This window comes from Nitrococcus sp., assembly GCF_059432795.1.
The window spans coordinates 1-3999 of the sequence record NZ_JBXWZQ010000242.1 but is presented as its reverse complement, the minus strand read 5'-3'; the positions used below and the strand labels follow the sequence as shown (position 1 = coordinate 3999).

Here is a 3999-nt window from a genome sequence, read left to right as displayed (position 1 = left end):
CTGCAATACCGCCTCTGGCCACGCGAACTGGGCTCGGGCGTGCAGGGGTTCCTCCATGGCGTGCTTGAGGGCAATTTCGTGCATCGAGGCGCAGCTCGTCGCCGAACTCGAAGCCGTTCGCCTCGGTGTTAACCTTGTAGCTGGCCTGCGCGTCGATCTGGTATTGAAGCGTCTGCCATGTCGCCACGACGCCGAAGAGCGGATCCCAGGAGCCCGAGCCCAGTTGCAGCGTGGCGGGGAGCCTGCCCAGGCTGTCGGCGTCGTCGTCATCGCCTGTGGGAAGCTCGATGCCGGCGAAGGGGGCAATCCGGAAGGTGCTCCCCTTGGCGACATTGGCTCCCTGTTCGGCGGCCGTGATGGCGGCGGAGAATCCCGCGGAACCGGCGCCGACGACGGCAAGGTCGTAATGGCTATGGCCTGTCGGCTTCGGCGTACAGCAATCCGTCATGTCAGGTGTCTTCCTTCGTTGCTTTGGTATCTGCTTAGCAGCAGGGGATGGCTCGCTGCCGACGCCAGAGGCCGTAAGCCGTAATGCCGATGAAAAGGCCAAGCGCGGGCAGCAGCACATAGTCCAGCCAGCCGAGCCAGGCCGAGAGCCCGACCACGCCCAGCCCGATGACCAGCACCTGCCGCGCGACAATCACGTTGAGAGGACAGCGACAATCAAGATGAGAATGTGCGGGTTTGGCGCTGGTGCAGGGAGGGCGTAGCCCGACTGGAGGCAGCGCCAAACCGGCTTTGCTCGTATTCGGGCGTGACCTGGCGGTCATCAGTGGCCGAGGCAAGCTTGTGATTCGTCCATGACAGGAGGGATCATCTTTTGCCCGGCCTCCACATCAACGATCGTCAGATGAGGCTGTATATGCGTTTTCGTCAGACCGACACCCCGCAAGCCGCTGCCGCGAAGTCCGGGTTCAGCATTGCCACCGCCTACCGGATCGAAGCCGATCCGCGCCTGCCATCGCACAAGAAAAAGCCGCGCGGCCGCCGCCGCCCCGACCCGCTGGCCGGCATCTGGGACAGTGACGTCGTGCCCATGCTGGAGGCAGCACCCGGCCTGCGGCCGGTCGCCGTCTTCGATGAGATCCGGCGGCGACATCCCGAACTCAGTCCCGGCATCCGCCGCACCCTGGAGCGGCGCATCAGGGCCTGGCGGGCATTGAACGGCCCGGAACAGGACGTTATCTTTCGCCAGACACATGAGCCGGGCCGGCTCGGCCTGTCGGATTTCACCGATATGGGATCTGCCGGCATCTCCATTGCCGGTGAACCGCTCGCACATCTGCTTTATCACTTCCGGCTCGTCTTCTCGGGCTTTGAGCACGCTCACGTTATCCTCGGCGGCGAAAGCTTCACGGCGCTGGCCGAAGGGTTACAGAACGCCCTGTGGGCGCTTGGCGGCGCCCCCGAACAGCACCGCAGCGACAGCCTGTCGGCGGCGTACCGCAATCTGGACAAAGCTGTCCGGGACGACCTGACGCGCCGCTATCAGGTATTGATGCGTCACTACCGCATGACGCCGACGCGGAATAATCCCGGCCTTGCCCATGAGAACGGCTCGATAGAAAGTGCACACAGCCATCTCAAGAAGGCGGTCGAGGATGCGCTTCTGCTGCGCGGCAACCGCGACTTTGCCGATCTGGATGCCTATCGCAGCTTCATCGATGAGATCGTCGGACGCCACAATGCCCATCGGCGCAAGCAGATCGACCTGGAACGGGCCAGGCTGAAAGCCTTGCCGGTCCGCCGGACGACGGATTTCGAGGAGGTCCAGGTCACGGTGACCTCCAGCGGCGGGTTCTTGTTGCGCAAGGTGTTCTACACGGTGCCGTCCCGGCTGATCGGCCATCGCCTGCGGGTCAAACTCTACGATGACCGGCTCGAATGCCTGCTTGGATCAACCCACCTGATGACGTTGCGCCGTGAACGACGGCGCGCCGATGGCAAGACCGCACATGTCGTCGATTACCGCCACGTTATCCACGCGTTACGCAAAAAGCCGATGGCGCTGTTGAACCTGGTCTATCGCGACCAGCTCTTTCCGCGACCGGCCTATGCGCGTGCATTCGACGTCCTGCGCGAGCGCGAAGGCGACCGGCATGCCTGTCGCGTCATCGTCGCCCTGCTGGCCCTTGCCCACGACCGCGCCTGTGAGCGTGAGCTTGCACAGGCCATCGAGGATGATCTCGACGCCGGTCGCCTGCCTGATTCCAGTGCACTGTCCGAACGGTTCAGGCCGGATGCCGCAACCGTGCCTGAGGTCAACGTCGCGCTGGTGGCGTTGAGCGCGTACGATGAGTTGGCCGTGGTCCATGACGTTCAGCATGGAGCGGCGGCATGACAAAAAAGACCGACATCGTCGACGCCGGCCGCGTCGATCTCCTGCTGAGCGATCTGCGTCTGCCGGGAATGAAACAGATGTGGGCCGAACTGGCCACGCGCGCCGACAAGGAGGGCTGGCCGGCTGCACGCTTGCTGGCCGCATTGGCCGAGCACGAGATTGCCGAGCGTTCGCGCCGCCGCATCGCCAGGCACCTCGCCGAAGCCCGCCTTCCGGTGGGCAAAACCATCGACACCTTCGACTTTGGCGCCGTGCCGATGGTCTCCAAGGCACAGGTGATGGCGCTCGCCGCCGGTGACGGTTGGCTCAACGGCGGTACCAATCTTCTCATGTTCGGCCCGCCCGGTGGCGGCAAGAGCCATCTGGCGGCCGCCATATCGCTGGCGCTTGTCGAAAACGGCTGGCGCGTGCTGTTCGTGCGCACGACCGATCTTGTGCAGCGCTTGCAGGTCGCGCGCCGCGAGCTGGCACTGGAAAATGCCATCGCCAGGCTCGACAAATATCACCTGCTCGTCCTCGACGACCTTGCCTACGTCACGAAGGATCAGGCGGAAACGAGCGTGCTCTTCGAGCTGATCGCCGCACGCTACGAACGCCGCTCGATGCTGATCACGGCCAACCAGCCGTTCGGCGAGTGGGGCAAAATCTTCCCCGACCGGGCCATGACGCTGGCGGCCATCGATCGTCTCGTGCATCACGCCACGATCCTGGAAATGAACGTCGAGAGCTACCGCCGCAAAACCGCCATCGAGCGCAAACGTGGCCGCGGCCGGCCGGCAAAGAAAGCAACGATCAAGTCCGGCCCTGATTGACGCTGTACCACAATCAAGCGTTGGCGCTCTGCCTGGCATGGTCGCCCGGCGGTGCCGCCATAGTGGCGTCGATCGCGAAAGGTGGATCCGCCGGCGAGCCGGCTTCGCCACTGATCATCCGGCGCCGCAATTGCGGTGCCGGTGGAAGGAAAAACTTGCCAAGAGCACCGCCAGCGACAATCATTACTCCCGGCCGCCGCGATCTCACCTTGATTGACGCGCCACTCACATCCAGATTGTCGCGCTATACGCGGCCGTCGACGCTGCGGGTCATGGTGCCGGAGTAGCAGGCGTCGGCGATGAAGATGACGCGCACGTCTTTCTTGCCCGCCGCGGCCAGCCAGGCGTTGATCTCGTTGTCGACGATGCGCTCGGCCGCCCCGGTGCGCGACGCCGGATCGAAGTTCCCCAGCAGAAACGCCTCGTCCATGCCGTTGGCCTCGCTGCCGGGCACCGTCTCGGGCTCCTGCCCGCCGTGACCCGAGTAGCTGAAAACCAGCGTATCGCACGCGCGCGGTGGGGCTGCCGTAAAGTTTCCGCGTGCTTGGCGTCAGGTCCGCAACGGCGCTGCGCTCAGCCTTTTCCGCGGGCCGCTGCGTCTCGGCCCCGCGCGCGTTGCGGTCCGCATTTAATCGTCACGATCCCTTTTTTATGTTTGCCTAGAAATTCAGAAGACGTGTCTCGGGCTCGCGCGCCCACCGGCTGCCGCAGAGCCTCCGCGCTGCCGGCCGGATCACCGGCGAGCCCCCGACCGCGGGGCGGATTGCATGTTTTGTGGCGTGGGATGTGGTGCTCGCAATAAATAACCACGCGCGGAGGGCCGAAGGGCCCCCACGGATCGCAACA

At 64.5% G+C, this 3999-nt stretch carries 4 protein-coding genes and 1 pseudogene; 2 read left to right on the top strand and 3 right to left on the bottom strand.

The window, feature by feature from the left end:
- Both AC52Q4_RS16600 and merF read right to left on the bottom strand, forming a co-directional pair.
- Positions 1 to 412, bottom strand: a pseudogene (locus tag AC52Q4_RS16600) (FAD-binding protein); the annotation flags it as partial.
- Positions 413 to 482: 70 nt separating this feature from the next.
- Positions 483 to 644 (bottom strand): mercury resistance system transport protein MerF, encoded by a 162-nt coding sequence (merF, locus tag AC52Q4_RS16595; protein ID WP_495537905.1) that lies wholly within the window; start codon positions 642 to 644, stop codon positions 483 to 485.
- A gap of 176 nt (positions 645 to 820) precedes the next feature.
- On the opposite strand from merF, the gene istA reads away from it, so the two are divergent.
- A complete protein-coding gene (gene istA / locus AC52Q4_RS16590) occupies positions 821 to 2341 on the top strand; it encodes an IS21 family transposase (RefSeq protein ID WP_495537904.1) in 1521 nt (506 codons plus the stop codon).
- Entirely contained in the window at positions 2338 to 3153 is an 816-nt protein-coding gene (gene istB, locus AC52Q4_RS16585) for an IS21-like element helper ATPase IstB (protein WP_495537903.1), read from the top strand. Before istA ends, istB begins: the two co-directional genes overlap by 4 nt.
- 244 nt (positions 3154 to 3397) lie before the next feature.
- Here istB and AC52Q4_RS16580 read toward each other — a convergent pair whose 3' ends face one another.
- Entirely contained in the window at positions 3398 to 3652 is a 255-nt protein-coding gene (locus AC52Q4_RS16580; protein ID WP_495537906.1) for a hypothetical protein, read from the bottom strand.
- Positions 3653 to 3999 lie beyond the last annotated feature (347 nt).

Bases quoted from the DNA above. Each gene is read 5' to 3' on its own strand.
- istB (WP_495537903.1), top strand. From the start codon at position 2,338: ATGACAAAAAAGACCGACATCGTCGACGCCGGCCGCGTCGATCTCCTG.